Origin of the sequence: Streptomyces aurantiacus (assembly GCF_001418335.1) — a bacterium.
Taxonomy (GTDB): Bacteria; Actinomycetota; Actinomycetes; order Streptomycetales; family Streptomycetaceae; genus Streptomyces; species Streptomyces aurantiacus.
This window is the reverse complement of sequence record NZ_LIPP01000145.1, coordinates 1-23,333: the sequence shown is the minus strand read 5'-3', so window position 1 is coordinate 23,333 and position 23,333 is coordinate 1. Positions and strand designations below refer to the sequence as shown.

The following is a 23,333-nucleotide window of genomic DNA, read 5'->3' as shown; positions in this document are numbered from 1 at the left end:
ATTACGCACCCGCTCCCGCACGTGCACGCAGGAGAGCCGCGGGGGCGACGTCCTCAAGGGGCAGACCGCGGCGAGCCGCGATCTCCTCGGGACGCTGCAGGCCCTTGAGGGCCGCCACGGTCGCGTGCACGATGTTGATCGCGTTGGAAGAGCCGAGCGACTTCGACAGGATGTCGTGAACGCCGGCGCACTCCAGGACAGCACGCACCGGGCCACCGGCGATGACGCCGGTACCGGGGGAAGCAGGCTTGAGCAGGACGACGCCCGCGGCCTTCTCGCCCGTGATCGGGTGCGGGATGGTGCCCTGGATACGGGGGACCTTGAAGAAGTGCTTCTTGGCCTCCTCAACACCCTTGGCGATGGCGGCCGGCACCTCCTTGGCCTTGCCGTAACCGACACCGACGGTGCCGTCACCATCGCCCACCACGACCAGCGCGGTGAAGCTGAAGCGACGACCACCCTTCACAACCTTGGCGACGCGGTTGATCGCGACGACGCGCTCAACGTACGCGGTCTTCTCCGCAGCAGCGCCGCCGTCGCGGCCCTTCCGGTCCCGCCGCTCGCCGCCACCGGCACCGCTTCCGCGGCGCTGGGGTCCAGCCATTGGAATTACCTCTCTCTGTTTCCGCTAGCTACGCGCGGCAACGAAATGTCGCTGCCGCGACGGGCAGGACTCAGAACTTGAGTCCGGCTTCGCGGGCGGCGTCCGCCAGAGCGGCAATGCGCCCGGCGTACTGGTTTCCACCACGGTCGAATACGACAGCCTCGACACCGGCGGCCTTGGCGCGCTCGGCGACCAGGGCGCCGACCGACTTGGCCTGCTCGGACTTGTCGTTCTCGCCGCCGCGGATCGTCGTGTCCAGGGTGGACGCGGACGCGAGGGTATGCCCCTGCACGTCATCGATCACCTGGGCCACAATGTGGCGGTTCGAGCGCGTCACTACCAAGCGAGGACGCTCAGCCGTACCCGAGACGTGCTTACGGATCCGGATGTGACGACGCTTGATGGCAGCACGCTTGTAAGCGTCGCCCTTAGCAATCTTGACACCGTATGCCATGGCTTACTTACCCGCCTTTCCGACCTTGCGCCGGACGACTTCGCCCTCGTACTTGACGCCCTTGGCCTTGTACGGGTCGGGCTTGCGCAGCTTGCGGATGTTGGCCGCAACCTCTCCGACCTTCTGCTTGTCGATTCCCTCGACCGAGAAGTGCGTCGGGTTCTCGACCTTGAACGAGATGCCCTCGGGCGCCTCGACCGTGATCGAGTGGCTGTAGCCGAGCGAGAACTCCAGGTTGGAGCCCTTCGCCAGGACGCGGTAACCGACACCGCTGATTTCGAGCTTCTTCACGTAACCCGTGGTCACGCCGGTGATCATGTTCGCCACCAGCGTGCGGGACAGGCCGTGCAGGGCCTTGTTCTGACGCTCGTCGTTCGGGCGGGTGACATTGAGAATGCCGTCCTCGCCCTTGGCGACCTCGATCGGCGCCGCGACGGTGTGGGAGAGGGCGCCCTTGGGGCCCTTCACCTGAACCGTACGGCCGTCGATGGTGACGTCCACGCCGGCGGGAACCGTGATGGGGAGCTTGCCAATACGCGACATAGCTGTTTCCTCCGTTCCCTTCCGCTACCAGACGTAGGCGAGGACTTCTCCGCCTACGCCCTTCTTGCCGGCCTGCTGTCCGGTGAGGAGACCGTGCGACGTGGAGATGATCGCCACGCCGAGGCCACCGAGCACCCTGGGCAGGGAGGTGGACTTCGCGTACACACGCAGACCCGGCTTCGAGATCCGCTTGATGCCCGCGATGGAGCGCTCACGGTTCGGGCCGAACTTCAGCTCAAGGACGAGCTTCTTGCCGACCTCGGCGTCCTCGACCTTCCAGCCGGTGATGAAGCCCTCCTGCTGGAGGATCTCCGCGATGTGAGACTTGATCTTGCTGTGCGGCATCGCGACATCGTCGTGGTACGCCGAGTTCGCGTTACGCAGACGAGTAAGCATGTCTGCGATGGGATCAGTCATGGTCATGAATTGGCCTTCGGCCTCTCTCGCCGGGGTTTCCTGTATGCGCCATCCCTCTCCCCACTCAGTGGCGGGACGGGTGCGGTGCGGGGACCTACGGCGTAGTAAGCGTTAACTAGTGGGCTGTGCCCACGGGCGTACGGGCGGTCAGACGCCCAACCCTCCCAGCCTAAGCCATGAAGGGGTGGGCATCCGACCGGACCCTTTGCTTACCGAGAGTCCTGGGTGTCCCGAAGTGGGGACTACCAGGAGCTCTTGGTCACGCCCGGCAGCTCGCCGCGGTGAGCCATCTCACGAAGGCACACGCGGCACAGGCCGAACTTGCGGTACACGGAGTGCGGGCGGCCGCAGCGCTGGCAACGGGTGTAGCCACGCACACCGAACTTGGGCTTACGAGCAGCCTTGGCAATCAGAGCTTTCTTCGCCATCTCGCTTACGCCTCCTTGAAGGGGAAGCCGAGGTGACGGAGAAGGGCACGGCCTTCGGCGTCGTTGGTCGCCGTGGTCACCACGGTGATGTCCATACCCCGGACGCGGTCGATCTTGTCCTGGTCGATCTCGTGGAACATGACCTGCTCGGTAAGACCGAAGGTGTAGTTGCCACGACCGTCGAACTGCTTGGGAGACAGACCACGGAAGTCGCGGATGCGCGGAAGCGCGAGCGACAGGGTGCGGTCCAGGAACTCCCACATGCGGTCGCCACGAAGCGTGACGTGTGCACCGATCGGCTGACCCTCGCGCAGCTTGAACTGCGCGATGGACTTGCGGGCCTTGGTGATGGCCGGCTTCTGACCGGTGATGATCGTCAGGTCACGGACGGCACCGTCCATGAGCTTCGAGTCACGGGCGGCGTCGCCGACACCCATGTTGACCACGATCTTGACGAGACCGGGGATCTGCATGATGTTCTCGTACGAGAACTCCTCGTGCAGCTTGCCCGCGATCTCCTCGCGGTACTTCGTCTTGAGACGCGGAATGGTGGTGGTAGCCATCAGATGTCCTCACCCGTCCGCTTGGCAACGCGGATCTTGTTGCCCTCGTCGTCGAAGCGGAAACCGACGCGCGTGACGACCTTGTTCCCGTCCTTCTCCACGACCAGCTGGACGTTGGAGACGTGGACCGGAGCCTCGGTCGTGACGATGCCACCGGCCTGCGAACCGCGAGCGGTGGGACCGGCCTTCGTGTGCTTCTTGACCCGGTTGACACCCTCGACCAGGACACGCTCGTCGCGCGGGTAAGCGGCAATGACCTTGCCCTGCTTGCCCTTGTCCTTACCGGTGATGACCTGGACCAGGTCGCCCTTCTTGATCTTCATGCTTACAGCACCTCCGGCGCGAGCGAGATGATCTTCATGAACTTCTTCTCGCGCAGCTCACGGCCGACCGGGCCGAAGATACGGGTGCCGCGAGGGTCGCCGTCGTTCTTCAGAATGACGGCGGCGTTCTCGTCGAAGCGGATGTACGAGCCGTCCGGACGACGACGCTCCTTGACGGTGCGAACGATGACCGCCTTGATGACGTCACCCTTCTTCACGTTGCCACCGGGGATCGCGTCCTTGACGGTGGCGACGATGACGTCGCCGATGCCCGCGTAGCGGCGACCGGAGCCACCGAGCACACGGATGCAAAGGATTTCCTTCGCACCAGTGTTGTCGGCGACACGCAGTCGCGACTCCTGCTGGATCACGTCTATCTCCTGATTGTCTGCCGGTTCCCGCAGGGACCTTTTCGGGCCACCCCGCGAGCCTGGCGGAACCGTCCTGCGGGTGGCCCCCGCAGGAATTACTTGGCCTCTTTCGGGCGAACACCCTCACCGGGGGCCGCGCACCTGACGGTGCAGCCCCCGGTGTGGGGCAGTGGGGGCAAGGCCCCCGCTCGACTACTTCGCCTTTTCGAGGATCTCGACGATGCGCCAGCGCTTCGTCGCGGACAGCGGACGGGTCTCCATGATGACAACCCGGTCGCCGACGCCCGCGGCGTTCTGCTCGTCGTGGGCCTTCAGCTTGTTCGTACGGCGGATGACCTTGCCGTACAGCGCGTGCTTGACGCGGTCCTCGACAGCGACGACGACGGTCTTGTCCATCTTGTCGCTGACGACCAGACCCTCACGGGTCTTGCGGAAACCGCGTGCGGCCTTCGTCTCTTCAGTCACGTTGCTCTCGCTCATCAGGCGCTCTCCACCGTCTCGATGCCCAGCTCGCGCTCACGCATCAGGGTGTAGATCCGCGCGATGTCCTTACGGACGGCCTTGAGCCGACCGTGGTTTTCGAGCTGGCCCGTCGCCGCCTGGAAGCGGAGGTTGAACAGCTCTTCCTTGGCTTCGCGAAGCTTCGCGAGAAGCTCCTCGTCACCCAGTTCGCGCAGCTCGGACGCCTTGGTACCGGCCGACATCACGCTTCACCTGCCTCGCGCTTGACGATCCGGCACTTCATCGGCAGCTTGTGGGCTGCGCGAGTGAGGGCCTCACGGGCGATCTTCTCGTTGGGGTAGGACAGCTCGAACATGACCCGACCCGGGTGCACGTTCGCGATCCACCACTCGGGGGATCCCTTACCGGAACCCATGCGGGTCTCGGCGGGCTTCTTGGTCAGCGGGCGGTCCGGGTAGATGTTGATCCAGACCTTGCCGCCACGCTTGATGTGGCGGGTCATCGCGATACGAGCCGCTTCGATCTGGCGGTTCGTGACGTACGCCGGCGTGAGGGCCTGAATGCCGTACTCGCCGAACGCGACCGTCGTACCACCCTTGGCCTGACCGCGGCGCTTGGGGTGGTGCTGCTTGCGGTGCTTGACCCTACGAGGGATCAGCATTTCGGTCAGGCCTCCGTTCCGGTGCTCTCAGCCGGAGCGGCAGCGGCGGCGGGAGCGTCGGCCTTGGGGGCCTCGGCTGCCGGCGCAGACTGCTGCTGCGGCTTGCGGCCACGGCCGCCACGCTCTCCACCACGACCGCCGCCGCCACCACGGGCCGGACGGTCGCCGCCGGGGCCGCCACCGCGGGCCGGGCGGTTGCCCGCACGGGCGGCGGCGTTCTCGGCGCGGACCTCGGCGATGTTCTTGACGTCGCCCTTGTAGATCCAGACCTTCACGCCGATGCGGCCGAAGGTCGTCTTGGCCTCGAAGAAGCCGTAGTCGACGTTCGCGCGGAGGGTGTGCAGGGGCACGCGGCCCTCGCGGTAGAACTCCGAGCGGGACATCTCGGCGCCGCCGAGACGGCCACCGCACTGGATCTTGATGCCCTTGGCGCCGGCCTTCATCGTGCCCTGCATGCTCTTGCGCATGGCACGACGGAAGGAGACGCGGGAGGACAGCTGCTCGGCAACGGCCTGGGCGACCAGCTGAGCATCGGTCTCGGGGCTCTTGACCTCAAGGATGTTCAGCTGGACCTGCTTGCCCGTGAGCTTTTCGAGGTCACCGCGGATGCGGTCGGCCTCGGCGCCACGGCGGCCGATGACGATGCCGGGACGCGCGGTGTGGATGTCCACCCGCACGCGGTCACGGGTGCGCTCGATCTCAACCTTCGAGATGCCGGCGCGCTCCATGCCGGACGTCATCATCCGACGGATGGCGACGTCTTCCTTGACGTAGTCCTTGTACAGCTTGTCGGCGTACCACCGGGACTTGAAGTCCGTGGTGATGCCGAGCCGGAACCCATGCGGGTTAACCTTCTGGCCCATTACCGGGTTCCTTCCTTGCTGCTGACGACCACGGTGATGTGGCTGGTCCGCTTGCGGATCCGGTAGGCGCGGCCCTGGGCGCGCGGACGGAACCGCTTCAGGGTCGGACCCTCGTCGACATACGCCTCGGAGATGACGAGGCTGTCGGCGTCGGTGTGGTCGTAGTTGTGCGCGGCGTTGGCAATGGCGCTGTCAAGCACCTTGCCGACCGGCACGCTCGCGGCCTGCGGGGCGAAACGCAGGACCGCCTGAGCCTCCGTGGCATCCATGCCACGGATAAGGTCCACCACTCGGCGGGCCTTCATGGGCGTGACGCGGATGTACCGCGCCTGGGCCCTGGCTTCCATGGTTGTCCTTCCAGTGTCTGTCATGGTCGATTCCACCCCGCGTTAGCGGCGCTTCGACTTCCGGTCGTCCTTGACGTGACCCCGGAAGGTGCGCGTCGGCGAGAACTCGCCGAGCTTGTGGCCGACCATCGACTCGGTGACAAACACCGGGATGTGGATCTTGCCGTTGTGCACCGCGATCGTGTGACCGAGCATGGCCGGGATGATCATCGAGCGACGGGACCAGGTCTTGATGACGTTCTTGGAACCCGCTTCGTTCTGTACGTCCACCTTCTTGATCAGGTGGTCGTCGACGAAGGGCCCCTTCTTGAGACTGCGCGGCATCTAAACCCGCTCCTAGCGCTTCTTGTTCGTCTTGCGGCGGCGGACGATGTACTTGTTCGATGCCTTCTTCGGCGAACGAGTACGACCCTCCTTCTGACCCCACGGCGAGACCGGGTGACGTCCACCGGAGGTCTTGCCTTCACCACCACCGTGCGGGTGGTCAACCGGGTTCATCGCCACACCGCGAACGGTCGGACGGACGCCCAGCCAGCGCTTGCGGCCGGCCTTGCCCCAGTTGATGTTGCTCTGCTCGGCGTTGCCGACCTCGCCGACCGTGGCGCGGCAGCGCTGGTCGACCAGGCGGATCTCACCGGAGGGCATACGAAGGTGGGCCATGGTGCCCTCCTTCGCAAGCAGCTGCACCGAGGCGCCGGCGGAGCGGGCGAACTTGGCACCGCCACCGGGACGGATCTCGATCGCGTGGATCGTGGTACCGACCGGGATGTTGCGGAGGGCCAGGTTGTTGCCCGGCTTGATGTCGGCCCCGGGACCGTTCTCGACGCGGTCGCCCTGCGACAGGTTGCGGGGGGCGAGGATGTAACGCTTCTCGCCGTCCGCGTAGTGCAGCAGCGCGATGCGCGCGGTGCGGTTGGGGTCGTACTCGATGTGCGCGACCTTCGCCGGCACGCCGTCCTTGTCATGGCGACGGAAGTCGATGACACGGTAGGCGCGCTTGTGTCCACCACCCTGGTGGCGAACGGTCACACGACCGGAATTGTTACGGCCGCCCTTGCTGTGCAGCGGGCGAACCAGCGACTTCTCCGGCGTGGACCGCGTGACCTCGACGAAGTCGGCGACGCTGGAGCCACGGCGGCCCGGCGTAGTCGGCTTGTACTTGCGGATTCCCATTTCTCAGTCCTCGTCCGATATTCGGACCAGGGCGCTCCGTTAGGAGGCCTGGCCGAAGATGTCGATACGGTCGCCCTCAGCGAGGGTCACGATGGCGCGCTTGGTGTCGGCACGCTTGCCGAAACCGCTCTTGGTCCGCTTGCGCTTTCCCTGGCGGTTGATCGTGTTGACCCCGGTGACCTTGACCGAGAAGACCGCCTGGACGGCCTGCTTGATCTGGGTCTTGTTGGCGCCCGGCGCGACGACGAAGGTGTACTTGCCCTCGTCGAGCAGCGCGTAGCTCTTCTCGGAGACGACCGGCTTGATGAGGACGTCACGGGGGTCCGTGAAGCTCTTGCTCATCGGCGTCTCGACGGTGTTCTTGCCCTCGGCCTCGTGGCGCTTCGCCTTGGCGACGCGCGCGGCCTTGGCGGCCTTGGCCGCCTTGGGGGCGATGCTCGGGTGACGCGTAGCCATCAGGCTTCGCTCCCTTCGGTGTCGTCGGCGTCCCGCTCCGCGGAGGGTGCGCCGGACACGAAGGCCTCAAGAGCGGCCTGGGTGAAGACCACGTCGTCCGAGACGAGAACGTCGTACGTGTTCAGCTGGCCCGGCACCAGGATGTGGACCTGGGGCAGGTTGCGCGCGGAAAGCAGCGCGGCCTCGTCGGCACGATCGATGACCAGCAGCACGTTCTTGCGCTCACTGATCTTGGCGATCAGGCTCTTCGCGGCCTTGGTGGAGGGGGTCTCGCCCTCGATCACGCCGGAGACGACGTGGATACGAGCGTTGCGGGCCCGGTCGGTGAGGGCCTGGCGCAGGGCCGCGGCCTTCATCTTCTTCGGGGTCCGCTGCGAGTAGTCACGCGGCTGCGGGCCGTGGACGACGCCACCGCCGACGAACTGCGGGGCGCGGGTCGAGCCCTGGCGCGCGCGGCCGGTGCCCTTCTGACGGTAGGGCTTCCTACCGCCACCACGGACCTCGGCGCGGGTCTTGGTCTTGTGCGTGCCCTGGCGGGCAGCGGCCAGCTGGGCGACTACGACCTGGTGAAGCAGCGGGATGCTGATCTTCTCGACGTCGAAGATCTCCGCGGGGAGCTCGACCGTCCCGGTCTTGTCGCCTGCCGGCGAAATGATGTCAACAGTGCTCATCGTTACCTCAGGCCCCCTTGGCCGCGGTGCGGACCAGGATGAGGCCGCCGTTCGGACCCGGGATGGCCCCCTTGATGAGGAGCAGTCCCTTCTCCGCGTCAACGGCATGGACGGTCAGGTTCTGGGTGGTGACCCGCTCATTACCCATGCGGCCCGCCATGCGCATGCCCTTGAAGACACGGCCGGGGGTGGCGCAGCCACCGATGGAGCCGGGAGAGCGGTGCTTGCGCTGGACACCGTGGCCGGCGCCGAGACCATGGAAGTTGTGACGCTTCATGACACCGGCGAAGCCCTTGCCCTTGCTCTTGCCGGTCACGTCCACCTTGACGCCGGCCTCGAAGACCTCGGCGGAGATCTCCTGACCCAGCGTGTACTCGGAGGCGTCCGCGGTGCGGATCTCGACGAGGTGGCGGCGGGGAGTGACGTCGGCCTTGGCGAAGTGACCCTTGAGGGGCTTGTTCACCTTGCGCGGGTCGATCTCGCCGAAGGCGATCTGCACCGACTCGTAGCCGTCGGAGTCGTTCGTACGGACCTGGGTCACGACGTTCGAGCCGGCCTTGACGACGGTGACCGGAACAACACGGTTGTTCTCGTCCCACACCTGCGTCATGCCGAGCTTCTCGCCCAGGATGCCCTTGATCTGCTTAGCCATTCAGACCACCGCCCCTAGAGCTTGATCTCGATGTCGACACCGGCCGGCAGGTCGAGTCGCATCAGAGAGTCAACGGTCTTGGGGGTCGGGTCGAGAATGTCGATCAGGCGCTTGTGCGTGCGCATCTCGAAGTGCTCGCGAGAGTCCTTGTACTTGTGCGGCGACTTGATGACGCAGTACACGTTCTTCTCAGTGGGCAGCGGCACCGGGCCTGCGACCGACGCACCAGTGCGTGTCACCGTCTCGACGATCTTCTTCGCCGAGGAATCGATGACCTCGTGGTCGTAGGCCTTGAGCCGGATGCGGATCTTCTGTCCCGCCATGGCTACTCAGTAGTCCTTGTCTAGTAAAACGCTCCGGAACCCGGGGGTTCGCGTCCTCACCTCCGACCCACGCGGTCGGGTGTGTCGCGTCCTCGGCGCGGAGATATCCACAAATGGATTTCCCTACCAGGGACACGGCCCATCCCAAAGACGACCGCAGGACCGGGGGCCGAACACCCACCGGGCGCCTGGCCGGCACCCCGCTGACGCTTCCCGGAAGATTCCCGTACGTCCGCCCCAGCGCTGCCTTTCGGCAGTTGGAGCGACGAGTACTGTGGGACTCGCTTCCGATCCTCCCGGCGGGAGGCGCGCAGCATCGGCACTCAACCGAGCAACCCCGACAGTCTGCCACACGGGGCGCGGCGCTGGCCAATCGAGCCGGAGAGAATACCCCGGAGGCAGCGCGGGTGAAACACCCGGCTCACCGACGCCGGGGGCGCACGTAAGACCCCGCACACCCCCCGTCCACCATGTGCGCACTGTATCTGTCCGATTACTCTGCGTTCTAGCATCGTCCCAATGGGCGCATACTACGAATTCGGGATTCTCGGCCCGCTGGCCGTCACGCGTGACGGCCGGCGCGTGGACGTCTGCGCCGCCCAGCTGCGCACACTGCTGGCGGCACTGCTGGTCGACGCCGGTCGCGTCGTCCCGGTGGACGCCCTGGTGGGCCGGTTGTGGGGGGACGTTCCACCACGGGGGGCGCGGAACGCCGTACAGAACTACGTCCTGCGGCTGCGCCGGACGCTCGGACCCGAGCTGGTGCGGACCGACCGCCTCGGCTATGTGCTGGACATGGCGGACATGGACGGCCTCGACGCGCACCGGTTCTGTGCGCTGGCCCGGGAGGGCGGTGCCGCGCTCGCCGAGGACCGGCCGGAGCGGGCGGCGGCGTTGCTGGAGAAGGCCCTCGGGCTGTGGCGGGGCGAGCCGTTGTCCGATCTCCCGCCGGAGCGGTTCTCGGACGTCTCCCCCGGCCTGTGCGAACAGCGGCTGAGCACCCAGGAGGCTTGGGCGGACGCCGTGATCCGGTGCCGTCGGCCCGCGGACGCGCTCCCGGAGCTGAGCCGTCTGACCAGGCGCCACCCGTTGCGCGAGCGCTTCTGGGCACAGCGGATGCTGGCTCTCTACCAGTGCGGCCGGCAGGGCGAGGCCCTGGAGTGCTTCCGCGAGGTCGGCACACTGCTCGCCGAAGAGCTGGGTATCGATCCGGGTGTCGAACTCAAGACTCTGCACCAGCGCATTCTCACGGCGGCGCAGGACCTCGTCCCGGCCGTGCCGCGGGCACCGGGTCCCGGCGGGCGCGGGAACCTGCCCGCGGAGACGACGTCCTTCATCGGACGCGAGCGCGAACTGGCCGAGGCGCAACGGCTGTTGGGGCGGTCCAGACTGGTCACGTGCACCGGCGTGGGCGGGGTCGGCAAGACACGGCTCGCGCTGCGGGCCGCCCGGCGGTCGGCAGCCGCCTTCCCCGACGGGGTGTGGCTCGTGGACCTCGCGGCGGTCACCGACCCGGCGCTGGTGGAACGGGCGGTCGCCGAGTCGCTGGGGCTGCGCGACCAGTCCACCCGGTCGGCGGCCGACGCGGTGGCGGACCATCTGTGCGAGCGGCGTCTGCTGCTCGTCCTGGACAACTGCGAGCACCTGGTGGCCGCCGTGGCGGAGCTGGTGCTGCGGCTGCTGCGGGCCGCGCCGGAGCTGCGCATCCTGGCCACCAGCCGCGAGAGGCTCGGCGCACCGGGCGAACACCTGCTGCTGGTCCCCTGTCTGACGGTCCGGGACGGGCCGGACGGCGCACCGAGCGAGGCGGTACGGCTGCTGAAGGACCGGGCGGCGGCCTGCGCGGCCGTCCTGCCTGCGGATGCGGGCCGGGACGGGTCGGCCACCGAGCTGTGCCGGCGGCTGGACGGCATCCCACTGGCCATCGAACTGGCTGCCGTCCGGCTGAGTTCACTGACCGTGGCGGAGATCCTGGAACGGCTGGGGGACCGCTTCCGCCTGCTGTCCGGTCCCCGCTCGGCGGCGGTGCCGTCCGTGGCATCCGTACCGTCCGCGGCATCCGCGCCGGGTCCGGTGGCGGCGCTCGCCGCCGGCTACCGGCAGACACTGCGCGGCGTCATGGCCTGGAGCCACGGCCTGTGCACACCCGGGGAGCGTCTGCTGTGGGCCCGGTTGTCGGTCTTCGTCGGCGGCTTCGATCTCCGGGCCGCCGAGGCGGTGTGCGCGGGTGAGGGCATCGCGCGGGAGGACGTCGTGGACCTGATCGACGGCCTTGTCCAAAAATCCGTGGTGACGGTGGAACCCGTGGTGACGGTCGAATCCATGGCGACGGTCGAATCCGTGGTGACGGTCGAGTCCGTCACTCCGGCCGGCCGGCCCGGCGCCGGCACGCGCTATCGGCTGCTGGAGACCATCCGCCAGTACGGTACGGACCGCCTGCGGGCGGAGGGGGACACGACCGGGCTCCGGATGCGCCACAGCGACTACTACCAGTCCCTGGCCGCCCTCGCCGCCGCCGAGTGGTGCGGGCCCGACGAGGTCCGCTGGCTGGAGCGGCTGCGCCGGGAACTGCCCAACCTCCGCTCCGCACTCGACTTCTGCCGCGTCCACCCCGGGCGGGCGCCGGCCGGCGCTGCCATCGCCGTCGACCTGATGCGGACGCGCTGCTGGTTCTTCGGCAGCACGCTCGGCGAGGCCCGGCACTGGATCGAGAGCCTTTCGGCGTTGCTCGACCCGGCGCTCGCCGAGCCGACCGCCCTGGTGGCGGCCATGAAGACGTTCGTCGCGATCATTCAGGGAGACCAGCCGGCGGCGCGCGCCTGCCTCGACGAGTGCCATGCGGTACCCGCGTTCGCCGGGGCCGCGCCCGTCGTCTACATCGAGGGCGTGTACACGCTGCTGGTGCTCGGCGATCCTGCCTGCATCGCACAACTCGCCAAGGCACGTGAGGAGTTCCTCGCCCTGGGACTCACCGGTGACGCCCACATGGCCACGATGTTCTGGGCCATCGCCACCGCCTTCCTCGGATGCCGCGCCGAGGCCCGCTCGGCGTGCGCCACGTACGTCGCCGCGGCCGAAGCGGCCGGCGCCGAGTGGGCGCAGACCTGGAGCCAGTGGTGCACCGCCCTCACCGAACTGCTGCACGGAGAACCGTCCCGCGGGCTCCTCCCCCTGTGCGACGCGCTCGTACGGCAGCGGGCCCTCGACGACAACTGGGGTCCCGCGTGGAGTCTGGAGACCATGGCCTGGACGCTCGGCGCCCTCGGGCACCACGCCTGGGCGGCCGTGGTCCTGGGCGCCGCGCACCGCCACCGGCAGGCGACGGGGTCCCAGATCGCCGGGCTCCACCCCCTCTCCATGCTCCATGCCCGCACCCAGGACCTCGTTCGGGAGCACATGGCGACCGCCGCGTACACCGAGGCGTGGGAGCGCGGCGCGACGGCCGCGGACGGCATCACGCTGGCGCTCGGTATCGCGCATGAGGCGCTGCTCCTGGAGGGCGGTCGTGCGAGTGGTGCCGGAGCAGCCGCCGGGCGGCCCGGGTAGCCGGCCGGGAGCCGGAGTGACCGGGGTGTGACCGAGGTGAGAGCACCGGCCGGAATGGTGGATCAGGTGAGGCCGACGGCGGTGGACGCCAACGGCATGACACGAGTCGAGGACATCACCGCATGCCACCCACCACACCGGACTTCGGTCCACGCATCGACCCCTACGCACCGTACGAGGGCCAGCGGGACTGCGATCCCACCGCGAAGCCGGGGGTCCTGGACTTCCGCGATCTGGTCCTCACCGCCTACCCCGGCACCCGGGGCATGGGCATCGGCAGGGACTGCGGCGGGCCGGGGCCCAGTGAGCACAAGGAGGGCCGGGCCTGGGACTGGGGCGTGGACATCCACACCCAGGAGCACATCGCCGCCGACCTGATCGACTGGCTGCTGGCCACCGACCGGCACGGCAACCGCCACGCGCTCTGCCGCCGTTTCGGGCTCATGTACATCATCTGGAACCGGCGAATCTGGAACGCGCACCGCGCGGACGCCGGCTGGACCCCGTACACCGGAAGGAGTCCGCACACAGATCACGTTCACTTCAGTTTCGGCTGGGCCGGCGCCCGCAAGAAGACCACGTGGTGGACCGAGCCGGGGCCGCAAGCCCCCCGGCTGAGCGTCGGGGTGCCGTCGGTGGTGGATCACGGTTCCGGGATGGTGGTGTCCGGCGTCGAGATGTCGGGAGAGGTGGCGCATCGCTGGCAGAACCAGGCGGGTGGCGCGTGGTCGGGGTGGACACCGCTGGGCCGCCCGGGCTCCCGGGCGGTGGGGCGGCCGTGGGCGCTGGTGGGCCGGTACGGCAAGCTCGTGGTGTTCGTGCGCGGTGCCGACGGGGCGCTGTGGCACACCTGGCAGTCCGAGACGGGCGAGTGGGCGCCGCAGTGGGTGTCCCTGGGCGGCCGGCTGGCGAGTGACCCGGCAGTGGTACTGAGCCCGAACGGCGCACTGTCCGTCTTCGCCCGCGACCCCGACAACCACATCACCCACACCTGGCAACACGGCCCCGAACAAGGCCACGCCTGGAACGACACCTGGGCCGACATGGGCGGCACCACCCAAGGCCGTCCCACCGCCCTCATCGGCCGCGACGGCGGCATGGTCCTCTTCACCCGCCCCACCGACAACACCCTCCACCACCGCTGGCAGACCGGAACCGGCGGCCCCTGGTCCCACTGGAGCCCCCTGGGCGGCCGGCTGGCGAGTGACCCGGCAGTGGTACTGAGCCCGAACGGCGCACTGTCCGTCTTCGCCCGCGACCCCGACAACCACATCACCCACACCTGGCAACACGGCCCCGAACAAGGCCACGCCTGGAACGACACCTGGGCCGACATGGGCGGCACCACGCAAGGCCGCCCCACCGTCCTCATCGGCCGCGACGGCGGCATGGTCCTCTTCATCCGCCACACCGACAACACCCTCCACCACCGCTGGCAGACCGAAACCGGCGGCCCCTGGTCCCACTGGAGCCCCCTGGGCGGCCGGCTCACGGACGACCCCGCCGTCGTCCTCAACCCCAGCGGTGACCTGTCGGTGTTCGGCCGGGACCCGCAGGGCCGGGTGACGCACACCTGGCAGCGGGGTCCCGCACACGGCCATGCCTGGAACGACACCTGGGCCGACATGGAGGGAAACCTCGCCCCGTCTCCGGAGGCCACGGCCGACGCCACCGGCGACGAAGCAGGCGTCGGCGTCGGCGTCGGCTCCGACGCTGCCGCAGCCGCAGCCGCTGCTCCTGCCGCCGGCACTCCCGAGGTGCCCCCGCAACACCGGACTTCGCCGCTGCCCAAGGACGAAATGGACCGCGCATGACCTCCATACCTCCCGTGCCACCGCAGGCCGGACGGACGGAGCGTCGGATGCCGGCAGGCATCTTCGGCCGACGCGCCCCGCCTCGGCCGTCGCCCACGGGCGGCACGACTCACTCACCGCACCACCACAACCACAACCACAACCACAACCACGCACGTAACCGAACAGGAGTCCCTATGCGTACGCGACACGCCCTTCGTACCGCCGTCAGCGCGACCATGCTGGCCGGAGCCCTCCTCCTGGGCACCAGCCCGGCCTTCGCGAGCAGTTTCCTGAGCTGGGCCGGCCCGCAGAACACCGGCAGCGCCAAGGAGGTCTTCGCCTGCGGCTGCAACAACATCGATCCCGGCCACAAGGCGGCCTACCGCTTCACGTACACCGGCCAGACCGCTGCGATGTACAACGAGTCGAACTGCCAGGGAACGGTGCACCACACCTTCCGCGGCAGCCAGGAAAGCCGGGACGGCTTCGGCTGGAAGAGCGTCTTCTTCCACTGCTGAGCGCCGCTGAGCAGCCGCTGAACCGCTGCTGAGCACGGAGCACGGAGCACCTGAGCCATGGGGGGCGGGCCGTACGGGGCCACGACCGGGTCCGGCTGTCCGGTCCCGCCCACCCATGGCAGGCGGGGCCCCGCAGACCGCAGGCCGGACACGAAAGAAGGAAACAGCGCGATGGCACCGTGCCCCGTCCCACCCGACCGCGACCTCGATGTGACCAGCGCCGTCTACACCGTGGGCCGCGACCTCGGGGTCTCGGACAAGGTGATGCTCGCCGGCTTCGAGGCCGGCTGGGTCGAGTCGCACATGAACAACCTGCCCTGCGGGGACCGCGACTCCCTGGGAGTCTTCCAGCAACGCCCCAGCCAGGGCTGGGGAACCCCGCAGCAGATCCTGCATGTGCCCTACGCGGCCGAGCAGTTCTTCACCCGCGCCGTCCGGGTCGAGCGGAAGCTCCCGCACCTCACCGCGGGCCTGACGGCCCAGGAGGTCCAGCGGTCGGCCTTCCCTCGGCGCTACGACCAGGCCGAGACGAAGGCCCGCGCCCTCCTGGAGGAGGCAGAAAGGAACGTCGGCACGCCCCCGTCGACGCCTTCGCGGGTGAGCACCGGAGTCCCCTCGGTGGTGGACCACGGCTCGGGAATGGCGATCTTCGGCGTCGACGAGTCGGGAGAGGTGGTCCATCGCTGGCAGAACGCCCCCGGCGGCCCCTGGTCTTCGTGGACACCGCTGGGCCGCCCGGATTAGAGGGGCCGCCGAGTATCGCCGTGTTGCCGCGGGGCCCCTACTGTGGCGCGGTGAAGACTCAGGTGATCGTTCTCAACGGTGGTTCCAGTTCGGGGAAGTCCGGAATCGTCCGGTGTCTGCAGGCGGTCCTGCCGGATCCGTGGCTGGCCTTCGGGACAGACACGCTGGTCGAGGCGATGCCGGCCTCCCTGCAGACGTCGGACGGCGGGATCGAGTTCGCTGCGGACGGAGCGGTGATCGTCGGGCCGGAGTTCCGGGCGCTGGAGGCGGCATGGATCGAGGGGGTCGCCGCGATGGCCCGCGCGGGCGCCCGGGTCGTCATCGACGAGGTCTTCCTCGGCGGAGCCGACTCGCAACGGCGATGGCAGAAAGCACTGGGCGAGCTGCGGGTGCTGTGGGTCGGCGTCAGATGTGACGGCACGGTCGCCGCAGGCCGTGAGGTCGCACGAAGCGATCGGGTCACCGGGATGGCCGCGTCCCAGGCGGACGTGGTCCACCAGGGCGTGGTCTACGACCTGGAGGTGGACACCACGCACACCGAGTCGATGGAGTGCGCACGGACCATCGCCGCGAGTGTGGAGTGACCGGCGGCCCGGCTGCCTGCCGTTTCCCCGACCGGCCTCCCTTTCGGCCCACGTCCCTCAGCCCTCGACCGCCCCGTCACACCCACCGCCCCTGCCGAACACAGCCGGCTCGTCCACCCCATAGCCTCGCCCCATGTCGCGCACCACTCCGCCCCGCCCCCTGGACGTCACCGCCCTCTTCCCCGAGCTGGCGCCGATGGCCCGCACCGCCGTGCGGCTGCACCCGCGTGCCGGTACGCCCACCGCCGCGGACAGTTCGATCGGCGGCCCTCTGCTGTGGCCGTCCCAGGAGCCGTGGCCCACCTGCCCGGATCACACCGGCCCCCGGCACCACGGGGTCGCCCCCGACGACGTACGGCTCGGCCGGCGCATCCTCTCCGAGGCCTGGCACCGGCCACGTGCCGAGGGCGCCGACCTCCTCACCCCGGCGGAGCGCGAGATCGTCGACCGTTCCTCCCTCTCCGGCAGGACCCGGATACCCCAGGACGGCCCGGTCCCCATGATCCCCGTGGCCCAGCTGTACGCCTCCGACGTCCCCGCGCTGCCCCGCCCGGCCGGTACCGACCTGCTCCAGGTGCTGTGGTGCCCCTTCGACCACGACGAGGACCACCTCCCCGCGGTCGAACTGCGCTGGTGGGCCTCCGCCGACGTGACCGACCCGCTCCCCACCGCCCCGCAGCCGTCGGTGATCGGCAACGACGACTACCTCCCCGAGCCCTGCGCACTCCACCCCGAGACGGTCATCGAGTACCCGGCCCCGCACGAGCTGTCCGAAGACCTCGCCGAACGGATCGAGGCCTGGGAGGAGGCACAGAACCCGGAAGAGCCGGCCGACGTCACCGGCATCGGCTACCAGTACGACCTCAGCGTCGCCCCCGGCTGCAAGCTCGGCGGCCACGCCCCCTGGAGCTTCAGCGACCCGTTCCCCATGACCTGCCCCGAGTGCGGCTCGGACGTACGGCCTCTGCTCACCGTCGGCGGCACGGAGTGGAACAGCGGCAACGGAAGCTGGCGCCCGATCGAGGACGCCGCCTACACGGGCCTGCACTTCCTCGGCCCGGCCTGCGCGACCCGGCTGAACATCGGCCGCGGCTACCACATGCAGCTGTACGTGTGCACGGTCGCGCCCGACCATCCGCATGTGCGGAACATGCAGTAACGGGGCTACGGGGCCACCGGCAGGGCCGATACGAACGACGCCCACGCCTGCGGGGTGAGCGCGAGCCGGGGGCCGTCGGCGTTCTTGGAGTCCCGCACGTGGATGGTGGCGGGGGCGGTGGCTATTTCGACGCAGTCGTTGATGTCGCTGCTGTCGCTGTAGCTGCTCTTGAACCAGTGAAGTTCCATGACGCTCATAGTTTTCCCCGCACTCGCTCGATGAAGGCCAGCGACTCCCCCGGCGTGAGAGCCTGCGCTCGGATCGTGCCATACCGCAGGTCAAGGATACGAAGATCCCTGGGGCTGGTGACCGGGCGCCCGTTGAACGCACCTGGGCATCGGCCGATCGCAGTACCGTCGGAGAACTTCAGTACTTGGATGGGACCGTGGTGCACACCAGCGTGCTCTGCCAGATCGGTCGGCATAACCTGAAGCGTGACGTTTCGCAACTGCCCTACCTCCAGCAGGTGTTCGAGCTGTCGGCGTAGCACCATCTTCCCACCGAGAGGGCGCTCCAACGTCACCTGTTCTTGGACGAAACTGAGTGTCGGAGCGGGATCCCGTTCGAAGATCGCCTTCCGCGCCATGCGGGCGGCGGTCCCCCGCTCCACCTCGTCCTGCGAGTAAACGGGCTGCGCCATCTCGAACAACGCCCGAGCGTATTCCGGTGTCTGCAACAGCCCCTGAATGCTGTGGTTGCTGTACAGCAGCACCTCAACTGCCCGGTCCTCCAGCGCCTTCAGCTCACGCACCTTCTTCGGATACCGAGCCTTCTCCACGTCCTCCTTGAAGGCCTTGAGATGCCCGCCCGCGCTCAGGATCTCGTCCGCCCGGTCCAGGAACTCAGGTCGCGGAATCCGAGCCCCGCGCTCGATCTTGCGGACCATGTCCTCGCCGTACCCGATGGCCTCGCCGAATTCGGGGACCCGCATCCCGGCCGCCTCACGGCAGATCCTGAGCAGTCGCCCGACGGCCTCCACCAACGGCGCGCTCTCGTCCCCCGGTTCGAGGTCCCAGCCCGCCTCATCCACACCTTCTCCACTCATGCCCACTCACCTCCAACGCCCACCGGTACCCCCACGACACCCGAGACAGCCAAGACAACGCGGGACAACGGCGAGACAGTCTCGATACGCACAGTTGTCATCGCAGTTCAGAGTAGGCAGCTTCCGCCACGCTAAGTGACATGAATCAAGAAACTGCCCAGCCACCGCTCCAACTCGACCGCACCACCCGCAACTTCACCGTGCTCCTGTCCCCCACGCCCCGCGGCGCCCGCCTGGCCCGCCGCCTCACCACCGAGCAACTCCGCTCCTGGGGCCTCCCCTTGGACCCGGACCGTGCGGAGCACATCGTGGGCGAGCTGGCGGCCAACGCCATCACCCACGGACGCGTACCCGGCCGCGACTTCCGGCTCACGCTGTACGTGATCGGCGGCACCCTCCGTATCGAGGTGACCGACGCCCGTGGCGACCGGCCGGTCCCGCGCCCCCAACAGCCCACGCTCACGGCCGAGTCGGGGCGCGGCCTCGCCATCGTCGAGGCGCTCGCCGACCGCTGGGGCGTGACGCAGGGCCCGCCTCCACGCAAAACGGTCTGGGCCGAGATCGGCCTCGCCACCACCGACACCCGGAGTTTCCCGTCCCGGTAAAGGGACGACCGGTACCGCACGACATCAAATGCTTTTCAAGAACGTCGGGAGAGAACCAACCAAACCCAACTCACCCGGCCGTCACCTGCCCCTGTCGGGCCCCTTCGTCAGCACGGCGAGTCCGCGTCGCCCACAAGGGTGACAAACGCCAGCTCAGCTGGATTTCCGTCCGGTTGCCGGGCATATGCTCGCCCCGCGACAGGCGAGAACGCCGGCGAGACAACTCCAGAACATGCGTCGGCCCCCGGCCGGGACTGCAATCCCGATCGAGGGCCTGACCACCGAGAAGTAAGGCCCTCTTCCCGATGGATAAGCGAAACTTTAGCGCGCCCCCGTGCGCCCAGCCCCGCATTCCGCACCCTGACGCACATCCGCGTACGCATCCGCGGGGCATCACCCACATCAACGTCCGCCACACCACCCGCTTCACGGTGATCGGCAACCACCTGGCCCAGCACCGGCAGTTGTCGGGGCTCGCGATCGGGCTCGGCGTCCACATCCAGTCGCTGCCCACGGGCGCCCGCGTCGACATCAAGACGCTCGCGGCCCGTTTCCCCGAGGGCGAGACGAGGATCGCGTCGGCCCTGCGGGAGCTGGAGGCCCACGGCTACCTCGCCCGCACCCGGGAACGCCTGCCGAGCGGCCGAGTGGTCACGCACACGGTGTCGTACAACCAGCCGGGGGCAACTCCCACCGAGCCTCCGCAACCCCAGCCCGCTGCCTCGCCCGAGCCCGCTCCCGCTCCCGCTCCTGCCGCCAACCCCGCCCCCGACCCCGTACAGCCGGACGTCGAGGCATCACCGCCAGCCACCCCACCGGCCAAGTTCCCACCGACACCTCCCGGGGCGGCCACACCCGACCACCGCACAGCCGCCGACCTCCTCGCACGGCTGCGCCACGACGACCCCCGTCTTCTCCTCCCCCAACGGGACGTGGACCGCCTCGCCCCCGCCGTCACCGCCTGGCTGGACCGCGGCGCCGCCCCCGAAGCCGTACGCCGCACCCTGACGGCAGGCCTTCCCGAGGGGCCCCTGCACCACCCGGCCGGCCTCCTGGCCCACCGCCTCGCGGAACTCCTCCCACCACCACTCCCCTCAGTCGCAACAGCAAGGGCGACGCCCCCGCCATCCCTACGCCCCTTCCCCATGGAGAACTGCGACGGCTGCGACCGTGCCTTCCGCTCCCCCAAACCAGACCTCCGCTGCCGCGACTGCCGCTCCGCCGGTTCCGATCCCTTGGAGACCGCAGCATGAATACCCACAACGGGTACGCCGAACTGATCCCCCGCCCCGAAAGAACCCCGGAAGCCCTGCGCACGGCCCTCGCCGTCATCGCACCCCATCGTCTGGTCGAGATACAGGCCGAGAAGGACGAAGCCTTCGCCAAAGCGGTCGAGTGGCAGTCCCTGACTCCGGTGCGGAGTTGGGTCCTGATCTGGGCCAGGGAGGTCGAGATCGCCCGTCGCCCCGCCCTGTCGACCCGCTACGCCGACGCGACGAGCAACCTGGAGCACGCGAACCTGGCCACCGCACAGGACGCCCTGCGGGAACTGAGCAGCGTCCTGGACGAGGCGATGAAAGCAGCGCGCGCGTGAGCTGGAAGTGGGAGTACGCCGAAACCCGCCACCGCACCGAAGCCAGGCTGCGCCATCTGGAACGAGCCCAGCACTGGGACGCGGACGCCTTCTGACGCCACCACGCAGCTGAGAAAGGGACCTCAGCACAAGCTCTTACCCCCCAGGCACGCAACACAGGGAGCGAGCGCCATGACGACCATCGCCTCGGACGACACATGGCCCCGCGCTCACCCCCACTACCGGGCCATGATGATCCGCTCCCGAGTGATGCCCCGGCCACGGTTGACAGCTTAACGCCGTTAAAGTCATGCTGGGCACATCACTTAACTTAGTTAAGGAGACCCGACGCATGCTGCGATCGTCACCACCCCTGACACGTCACCCGTCTGCGGTGACTTCCCCGAGCCGACGGTCCCACCCGGCTTGAGCCGGAGGCGCCCGAAGTCATGGCCCGCTTCGCCGACGGGTCCCCACAGCTGCCCTGCACCGCGTACCCGGTGAGCCGGGTCGGTGAGGCATGGGCACACACCGGCCGCAGCCGCGCAGTCGTCGTACCGGATTGAGCCATCCATCCATCCATCCATCAGAACGTAATCGGAGAAGGGCAAGCCATGCAGAAGCAGAAAAGGGCACTGGTCGTGGGGCTCGGGATCGCGGGGATGTCCGCGGCCATCGGGCTGCGCCAGGCCGGCTGGACGCCGGTGATCGTCGAACGGGCACCCGAGCGACGTACCGGGGGCTACTTCATCTTCATGTTCCCGGAGGGTGTGCAGGCCGCGGCAGACCTGGGGGTCGCCGACCACCTGCACACCCGCAACCCGGAATGGCGACCGGGCGGGAACTCGTGGTCGGTGGATCGCCGGGGCAGGCGGAAGCCGGCTCTGGGATTGCTGGACGCGCCCAGCGGGCTGGCTGCGGTGCTGCGCAGCGACATCGAGGCCGCGTTGTGGCAGGGCATCACCGGCGACGGGACCGAGGACGCGGTCGAGGTGCGGTTCGCGACCACTCCGGCCGAGATCACCGAGGGCACCGGCGGGGTGCGGGTCCTGCTCAAGGACGCCGGCACCGGGAAGCAGTACCGCGAGGACTTCGATCTCGTGGTCGGCGCGGACGGGATGCGCTCAAGCGTGCGCCGGATGGTGTTCGGTCCGGACGAGGACTACCTGGCGAACTGGAAGGCGATGATCTGCGCGTTCCAGATGAAGGAGCAGGTGCCGTCCTACGAGGCGAGCGACAGCATCATCGTCTCGCGCCCCAAGCGCGCGATGTGGGTGTTCGGACTCGCCGACCACGCGCCCTGCGCGTGGCTGACCTACCGCACCGAGGACATCCCGGACCGGTTCGCCGGGCCGTCGATCGAGCAGGTGCGCGCGGCCTTCTCCGGAATGGACGACGAACCCGTGGTGCGCCACGTCCTGGACTCCCTGGAGCAGGCCCCTGAACACGTGTTCGACTCGATCCACCAGGTGAAGATGGAGCGGTGGAGCAAGGGTCGGGTCGTGCTGGTGGGGGACGCGGCCTGGTGCATGAACACCTACTCGGCCATGGGCTCCTCGTCCTCGCTGCGCGGCGGCGTCGCACTGGGCGTGGCCCTGCGGAAGCACCCCGGCGACCTCGCCGCCGCTCTGGACGCCTGGGAGACCGGCCTGCGTCCCTACATCACACGCCAGCGGCGCTCCGCACGGGTCAAGCAACAGCGGTTCGTCCCATCCAGCCGCCCGGCCCAGGTGCTGGGTTCGAGCGTTCTCGATCTGCTCCGCAGGGTCGTCCACCGCCGGCTGGCAGCGGAGTACACCGCGGCGGCGGCCACTGCCCCGTCCGGCACGGCGCGGCGGTGACGGCCATGCCGCGGCGTTTGTCGGGGCTGAGGCGAGCCAGGCGTGGGCAAGCATCGAGAGTGCTGAGTCCCCCTCGTGCCCTCAGCGCACGCGATGGCTCTCCGGCGGCCCCAGATACGTCGGCGTCAGCCCACCCGTATCGATCACCAATCGCTGCAACACCGCCGTCGGATCCACCGCCCAGAACTTCAGCCGATGCACCCCGGCAGCCCCGATCGTGTGCCGCGTCGCCGTGCGGTTGACGTTGTCCGATGTGTTGCGGGCCCACTCCACATTCATCAGCCCGTCGTCGGCCCCCGTCACCGCGTGGATGTCGACGATCTGCGGAGCGTCCCCGTCGAACGAGATCCCGTACTTCAGCCCGCCCGTCGGCAGGGCCGGGTTCCGCGGCGACAGGTACGCCCACACCGTGACCAGGCCCGCGGACAGCAGGCTCACCTCGTACTCCAGCCGCGGTGACGAACCCCCCGGAGTCCGCCGAGGCGCCGTCACCGGCCACGGCGTCATGCCCGCCCCCGTACGCCCGATCCCGTCGATACGTCGCCACGCTCCCACCGTGCGCGCGAAGTGCTCGGCATCGACGGCGACGTAACCGCCCGCCTCCACGAACC

The 23,333-nt window shown here is 68.7% G+C and carries 31 protein-coding genes and 1 pseudogene; 10 read left to right on the top strand and 22 right to left on the bottom strand.

Annotation, left to right across the window (positions count from 1 at the left end):
* Position 1 precedes the first annotated feature (1 nt).
* The 19 genes from rpsE to rpsJ form a co-directional block, all read right to left on the bottom strand.
* Positions 2-604 carry a 30S ribosomal protein S5 gene (rpsE, locus tag AOK01_RS20070; protein ID WP_055513610.1) on the bottom strand — a complete coding sequence of 201 codons (603 nt, stop codon included), beginning with the start codon at positions 602-604 and terminating at the stop codon, positions 2-4.
* Positions 605-674: 70 nt separating this feature from the next.
* A complete protein-coding gene (gene rplR, locus AOK01_RS20065) occupies positions 675-1,058 on the bottom strand; it encodes a 50S ribosomal protein L18 (protein WP_055513609.1) in 384 nt (127 codons plus the stop codon).
* 3 nt (positions 1,059-1,061) lie between these two features.
* Positions 1,062-1,601, bottom strand: a complete 540-nt coding sequence (rplF, locus tag AOK01_RS20060; protein ID WP_055513607.1) for a 50S ribosomal protein L6 — start codon at positions 1,599-1,601, stop codon at positions 1,062-1,064.
* Positions 1,602-1,625: 24 nt separating this feature from the next.
* Positions 1,626-2,024, bottom strand: a complete 399-nt coding sequence (rpsH, locus tag AOK01_RS20055; RefSeq protein WP_055513605.1) for a 30S ribosomal protein S8 — start codon at positions 2,022-2,024, stop codon at positions 1,626-1,628.
* Positions 2,025-2,260: 236 nt separating this feature from the next.
* Positions 2,261-2,446, bottom strand: coding sequence for a type Z 30S ribosomal protein S14 (locus AOK01_RS41370; RefSeq protein ID WP_003948630.1), 186 nt, complete (start codon positions 2,444-2,446; stop codon positions 2,261-2,263).
* Between the two features lie 5 nt (positions 2,447-2,451).
* Positions 2,452-3,009, bottom strand: coding sequence for a 50S ribosomal protein L5 (rplE, locus tag AOK01_RS20050; RefSeq protein WP_055513603.1), 558 nt, complete (start codon positions 3,007-3,009; stop codon positions 2,452-2,454).
* A complete protein-coding gene (rplX, locus tag AOK01_RS20045) occupies positions 3,009-3,332 on the bottom strand; it encodes a 50S ribosomal protein L24 (RefSeq protein ID WP_055513601.1) in 324 nt (107 codons plus the stop codon). The genes rplE and rplX overlap by 1 nt, the downstream gene beginning before the upstream one ends.
* 2 nt (positions 3,333-3,334) lie before the next feature.
* Positions 3,335-3,703 (bottom strand): 50S ribosomal protein L14, encoded by a 369-nt coding sequence (gene rplN, locus AOK01_RS20040; RefSeq protein ID WP_003992364.1) that lies wholly within the window; start codon positions 3,701-3,703, stop codon positions 3,335-3,337.
* Between the two features lie 192 nt (positions 3,704-3,895).
* On the bottom strand, positions 3,896-4,183 hold the full coding sequence (gene rpsQ, locus AOK01_RS20035; RefSeq protein ID WP_055513598.1) for a 30S ribosomal protein S17: 288 nt from the start codon (positions 4,181-4,183) through the stop codon (positions 3,896-3,898).
* Positions 4,183-4,407, bottom strand: a complete 225-nt coding sequence (gene rpmC / locus AOK01_RS20030) for a 50S ribosomal protein L29 (RefSeq protein ID WP_003998824.1) — start codon at positions 4,405-4,407, stop codon at positions 4,183-4,185. Before rpmC ends, rpsQ begins: the two co-directional genes overlap by 1 nt.
* Complete coding sequence (rplP, locus tag AOK01_RS20025; RefSeq protein ID WP_004927269.1) at positions 4,407-4,826, bottom strand: 50S ribosomal protein L16; 420 nt, start codon at positions 4,824-4,826, stop codon at positions 4,407-4,409. The genes rpmC and rplP overlap by 1 nt, the downstream gene beginning before the upstream one ends.
* Positions 4,827-4,831: 5 nt before the next feature.
* Positions 4,832-5,689, bottom strand: coding sequence for a 30S ribosomal protein S3 (gene rpsC / locus AOK01_RS20020; RefSeq protein WP_055513596.1), 858 nt, complete (start codon positions 5,687-5,689; stop codon positions 4,832-4,834).
* The gene (rplV, locus tag AOK01_RS20015; protein WP_030619142.1) at positions 5,689-6,036 is read right to left on the bottom strand and encodes a 50S ribosomal protein L22; all 348 of its coding nucleotides are present in this window, start codon (positions 6,034-6,036) and stop codon (positions 5,689-5,691) included. The genes rpsC and rplV overlap by 1 nt, the downstream gene beginning before the upstream one ends.
* 42 nt (positions 6,037-6,078) lie before the next feature.
* Positions 6,079-6,360 carry a 30S ribosomal protein S19 gene (gene rpsS / locus AOK01_RS20010; RefSeq protein WP_055513594.1) on the bottom strand — a complete coding sequence of 94 codons (282 nt, stop codon included), beginning with the start codon at positions 6,358-6,360 and terminating at the stop codon, positions 6,079-6,081.
* 12 nt (positions 6,361-6,372) lie between these two features.
* Positions 6,373-7,209, bottom strand: coding sequence for a 50S ribosomal protein L2 (gene rplB, locus AOK01_RS20005; protein ID WP_006376052.1), 837 nt, complete (start codon positions 7,207-7,209; stop codon positions 6,373-6,375).
* Between the two features lie 39 nt (positions 7,210-7,248).
* Positions 7,249-7,665 carry a 50S ribosomal protein L23 gene (gene rplW / locus AOK01_RS20000; RefSeq protein WP_055513591.1) on the bottom strand — a complete coding sequence of 139 codons (417 nt, stop codon included), beginning with the start codon at positions 7,663-7,665 and terminating at the stop codon, positions 7,249-7,251.
* Complete coding sequence (rplD, locus tag AOK01_RS19995) at positions 7,665-8,336, bottom strand: 50S ribosomal protein L4 (RefSeq protein ID WP_055513589.1); 672 nt, start codon at positions 8,334-8,336, stop codon at positions 7,665-7,667. Before rplD ends, rplW begins: the two co-directional genes overlap by 1 nt.
* A gap of 7 nt (positions 8,337-8,343) precedes the next feature.
* Positions 8,344-8,988: a 50S ribosomal protein L3 gene (gene rplC, locus AOK01_RS19990; RefSeq protein WP_055513587.1), complete on the bottom strand. Its 645-nt coding sequence runs from the start codon at positions 8,986-8,988 to the stop codon at positions 8,344-8,346.
* Between the two features lie 14 nt (positions 8,989-9,002).
* Complete coding sequence (rpsJ, locus tag AOK01_RS19985) at positions 9,003-9,311, bottom strand: 30S ribosomal protein S10 (protein ID WP_003948644.1); 309 nt, start codon at positions 9,309-9,311, stop codon at positions 9,003-9,005.
* A 519-nt stretch (positions 9,312-9,830) separates the two neighbouring features.
* On the opposite strand from rpsJ, the gene AOK01_RS19980 reads away from it, so the two are divergent.
* The 6 genes from AOK01_RS19980 to AOK01_RS19955 all read left to right on the top strand — a co-directional run bounded on the left by AOK01_RS19980 (position 9,831) and on the right by AOK01_RS19955 (position 17,658).
* Complete coding sequence (locus tag AOK01_RS19980) at positions 9,831-12,857, top strand: AfsR/SARP family transcriptional regulator (protein ID WP_063792827.1); 3,027 nt, start codon at positions 9,831-9,833, stop codon at positions 12,855-12,857.
* Between the two features lie 122 nt (positions 12,858-12,979).
* On the top strand, positions 12,980-14,671 hold the full coding sequence (locus tag AOK01_RS19975; protein ID WP_055513585.1) for a PLL family lectin: 1,692 nt from the start codon (positions 12,980-12,982) through the stop codon (positions 14,669-14,671).
* A gap of 176 nt (positions 14,672-14,847) precedes the next feature.
* Positions 14,848-15,171, top strand: a complete 324-nt coding sequence (locus tag AOK01_RS43600) for a MiAMP1 family antimicrobial peptide (protein WP_055513583.1) — start codon at positions 14,848-14,850, stop codon at positions 15,169-15,171.
* A gap of 171 nt (positions 15,172-15,342) precedes the next feature.
* On the top strand, positions 15,343-15,915 hold the full coding sequence (locus AOK01_RS44425) for a hypothetical protein (protein WP_055513581.1): 573 nt from the start codon (positions 15,343-15,345) through the stop codon (positions 15,913-15,915).
* A 50-nt stretch (positions 15,916-15,965) separates the two neighbouring features.
* Positions 15,966-16,499: a chloramphenicol phosphotransferase CPT gene (cpt, locus tag AOK01_RS19960; protein WP_055513579.1), complete on the top strand. Its 534-nt coding sequence runs from the start codon at positions 15,966-15,968 to the stop codon at positions 16,497-16,499.
* 133 nt (positions 16,500-16,632) lie between these two features.
* A complete protein-coding gene (locus AOK01_RS19955; protein ID WP_063792826.1) occupies positions 16,633-17,658 on the top strand; it encodes an FmdB family zinc ribbon protein in 1,026 nt (341 codons plus the stop codon).
* Positions 17,659-17,663: 5 nt separating this feature from the next.
* On the opposite strand, the gene AOK01_RS19950 is transcribed toward AOK01_RS19955, so the two are convergent.
* Complete coding sequence (locus AOK01_RS19950) at positions 17,664-17,855, bottom strand: DUF397 domain-containing protein (protein ID WP_055513577.1); 192 nt, start codon at positions 17,853-17,855, stop codon at positions 17,664-17,666.
* The gene (locus tag AOK01_RS19945; protein ID WP_055513575.1) at positions 17,852-18,703 is read right to left on the bottom strand and encodes a helix-turn-helix domain-containing protein; all 852 of its coding nucleotides are present in this window, start codon (positions 18,701-18,703) and stop codon (positions 17,852-17,854) included. The genes AOK01_RS19950 and AOK01_RS19945 overlap by 4 nt, the downstream gene beginning before the upstream one ends.
* Before the next feature lie 140 nt (positions 18,704-18,843).
* On the opposite strand from AOK01_RS19945, the gene AOK01_RS19940 reads away from it, so the two are divergent.
* From AOK01_RS19940 to AOK01_RS19925, 4 genes are all read left to right on the top strand, one after another.
* On the top strand, positions 18,844-19,308 hold the full coding sequence (locus AOK01_RS19940; protein WP_055513573.1) for an ATP-binding protein: 465 nt from the start codon (positions 18,844-18,846) through the stop codon (positions 19,306-19,308).
* A gap of 305 nt (positions 19,309-19,613) precedes the next feature.
* Positions 19,614-20,561: a helix-turn-helix domain-containing protein gene (locus AOK01_RS19935; protein WP_055513571.1), complete on the top strand. Its 948-nt coding sequence runs from the start codon at positions 19,614-19,616 to the stop codon at positions 20,559-20,561.
* Positions 20,558-20,902: a hypothetical protein gene (locus AOK01_RS19930; protein ID WP_055513570.1), complete on the top strand. Its 345-nt coding sequence runs from the start codon at positions 20,558-20,560 to the stop codon at positions 20,900-20,902. The genes AOK01_RS19935 and AOK01_RS19930 overlap by 4 nt, the downstream gene beginning before the upstream one ends.
* Before the next feature lie 593 nt (positions 20,903-21,495).
* On the top strand, positions 21,496-22,722 hold the full coding sequence (locus AOK01_RS19925; protein WP_055513568.1) for an FAD-dependent monooxygenase: 1,227 nt from the start codon (positions 21,496-21,498) through the stop codon (positions 22,720-22,722).
* Between the two features lie 81 nt (positions 22,723-22,803).
* Here AOK01_RS19925 and AOK01_RS19920 read toward each other — a convergent pair.
* Positions 22,804-23,333, bottom strand: a pseudogene (locus AOK01_RS19920) (glycosyl hydrolase 115 family protein); the annotation flags it as partial.

Bases quoted from the DNA above. Each gene is read 5' to 3' on its own strand.
- AOK01_RS43600 (WP_055513583.1), top strand. From the start codon at position 14,848: ATGCGTACGCGACACGCCCTTCGTACCGCCGTCAGCGCGACCATGCTG.
- rplW (WP_055513591.1), bottom strand. From the start codon at position 7,665: ATGGCTACGCGTCACCCGAGCATCGCCCCCAAGGCGGCCAAGGCCGCC.
- AOK01_RS19955 (WP_063792826.1), top strand. From the start codon at position 16,633: ATGTCGCGCACCACTCCGCCCCGCCCCCTGGACGTCACCGCCCTCTTC.
- rpsJ (WP_003948644.1), bottom strand. From the start codon at position 9,311: ATGGCGGGACAGAAGATCCGCATCCGGCTCAAGGCCTACGACCACGAG.
- rplV (WP_030619142.1), bottom strand. From the start codon at position 6,036: ATGGAAGCCAGGGCCCAGGCGCGGTACATCCGCGTCACGCCCATGAAG.
- rplR (WP_055513609.1), bottom strand. From the start codon at position 1,058: ATGGCATACGGTGTCAAGATTGCTAAGGGCGACGCTTACAAGCGTGCT.
- rpsS (WP_055513594.1), bottom strand. From the start codon at position 6,360: ATGCCGCGCAGTCTCAAGAAGGGGCCCTTCGTCGACGACCACCTGATC.
- AOK01_RS19950 (WP_055513577.1), bottom strand. From the start codon at position 17,855: ATGAGCGTCATGGAACTTCACTGGTTCAAGAGCAGCTACAGCGACAGC.
- rplP (WP_004927269.1), bottom strand. From the start codon at position 4,826: ATGCTGATCCCTCGTAGGGTCAAGCACCGCAAGCAGCACCACCCCAAG.
- AOK01_RS44425 (WP_055513581.1), top strand. From the start codon at position 15,343: ATGGCACCGTGCCCCGTCCCACCCGACCGCGACCTCGATGTGACCAGC.
- rplE (WP_055513603.1), bottom strand. From the start codon at position 3,009: ATGGCTACCACCACCATTCCGCGTCTCAAGACGAAGTACCGCGAGGAG.
- rpsC (WP_055513596.1), bottom strand. From the start codon at position 5,689: ATGGGCCAGAAGGTTAACCCGCATGGGTTCCGGCTCGGCATCACCACG.
- rpsH (WP_055513605.1), bottom strand. From the start codon at position 2,024: ATGACCATGACTGATCCCATCGCAGACATGCTTACTCGTCTGCGTAAC.
- AOK01_RS19940 (WP_055513573.1), top strand. From the start codon at position 18,844: ATGAATCAAGAAACTGCCCAGCCACCGCTCCAACTCGACCGCACCACC.
- rplB (WP_006376052.1), bottom strand. From the start codon at position 7,209: ATGGGAATCCGCAAGTACAAGCCGACTACGCCGGGCCGCCGTGGCTCC.
- AOK01_RS19930 (WP_055513570.1), top strand. From the start codon at position 20,558: ATGAATACCCACAACGGGTACGCCGAACTGATCCCCCGCCCCGAAAGA.
- rpsE (WP_055513610.1), bottom strand. From the start codon at position 604: ATGGCTGGACCCCAGCGCCGCGGAAGCGGTGCCGGTGGCGGCGAGCGG.
- AOK01_RS19935 (WP_055513571.1), top strand. From the start codon at position 19,614: ATGGATAAGCGAAACTTTAGCGCGCCCCCGTGCGCCCAGCCCCGCATT.
- AOK01_RS19945 (WP_055513575.1), bottom strand. From the start codon at position 18,703: ATGAGTGGAGAAGGTGTGGATGAGGCGGGCTGGGACCTCGAACCGGGG.
- rplF (WP_055513607.1), bottom strand. From the start codon at position 1,601: ATGTCGCGTATTGGCAAGCTCCCCATCACGGTTCCCGCCGGCGTGGAC.
- AOK01_RS19925 (WP_055513568.1), top strand. From the start codon at position 21,496: ATGCAGAAGCAGAAAAGGGCACTGGTCGTGGGGCTCGGGATCGCGGGG.
- rplX (WP_055513601.1), bottom strand. From the start codon at position 3,332: ATGAAGATCAAGAAGGGCGACCTGGTCCAGGTCATCACCGGTAAGGAC.
- AOK01_RS19980 (WP_063792827.1), top strand. From the start codon at position 9,831: ATGGGCGCATACTACGAATTCGGGATTCTCGGCCCGCTGGCCGTCACG.
- rplD (WP_055513589.1), bottom strand. From the start codon at position 8,336: ATGAGCACTGTTGACATCATTTCGCCGGCAGGCGACAAGACCGGGACG.
- rpmC (WP_003998824.1), bottom strand. From the start codon at position 4,407: ATGTCGGCCGGTACCAAGGCGTCCGAGCTGCGCGAACTGGGTGACGAG.
- AOK01_RS19975 (WP_055513585.1), top strand. From the start codon at position 12,980: ATGCCACCCACCACACCGGACTTCGGTCCACGCATCGACCCCTACGCA.
- AOK01_RS41370 (WP_003948630.1), bottom strand. From the start codon at position 2,446: ATGGCGAAGAAAGCTCTGATTGCCAAGGCTGCTCGTAAGCCCAAGTTC.
- rpsQ (WP_055513598.1), bottom strand. From the start codon at position 4,183: ATGAGCGAGAGCAACGTGACTGAAGAGACGAAGGCCGCACGCGGTTTC.
- rplC (WP_055513587.1), bottom strand. From the start codon at position 8,988: ATGGCTAAGCAGATCAAGGGCATCCTGGGCGAGAAGCTCGGCATGACG.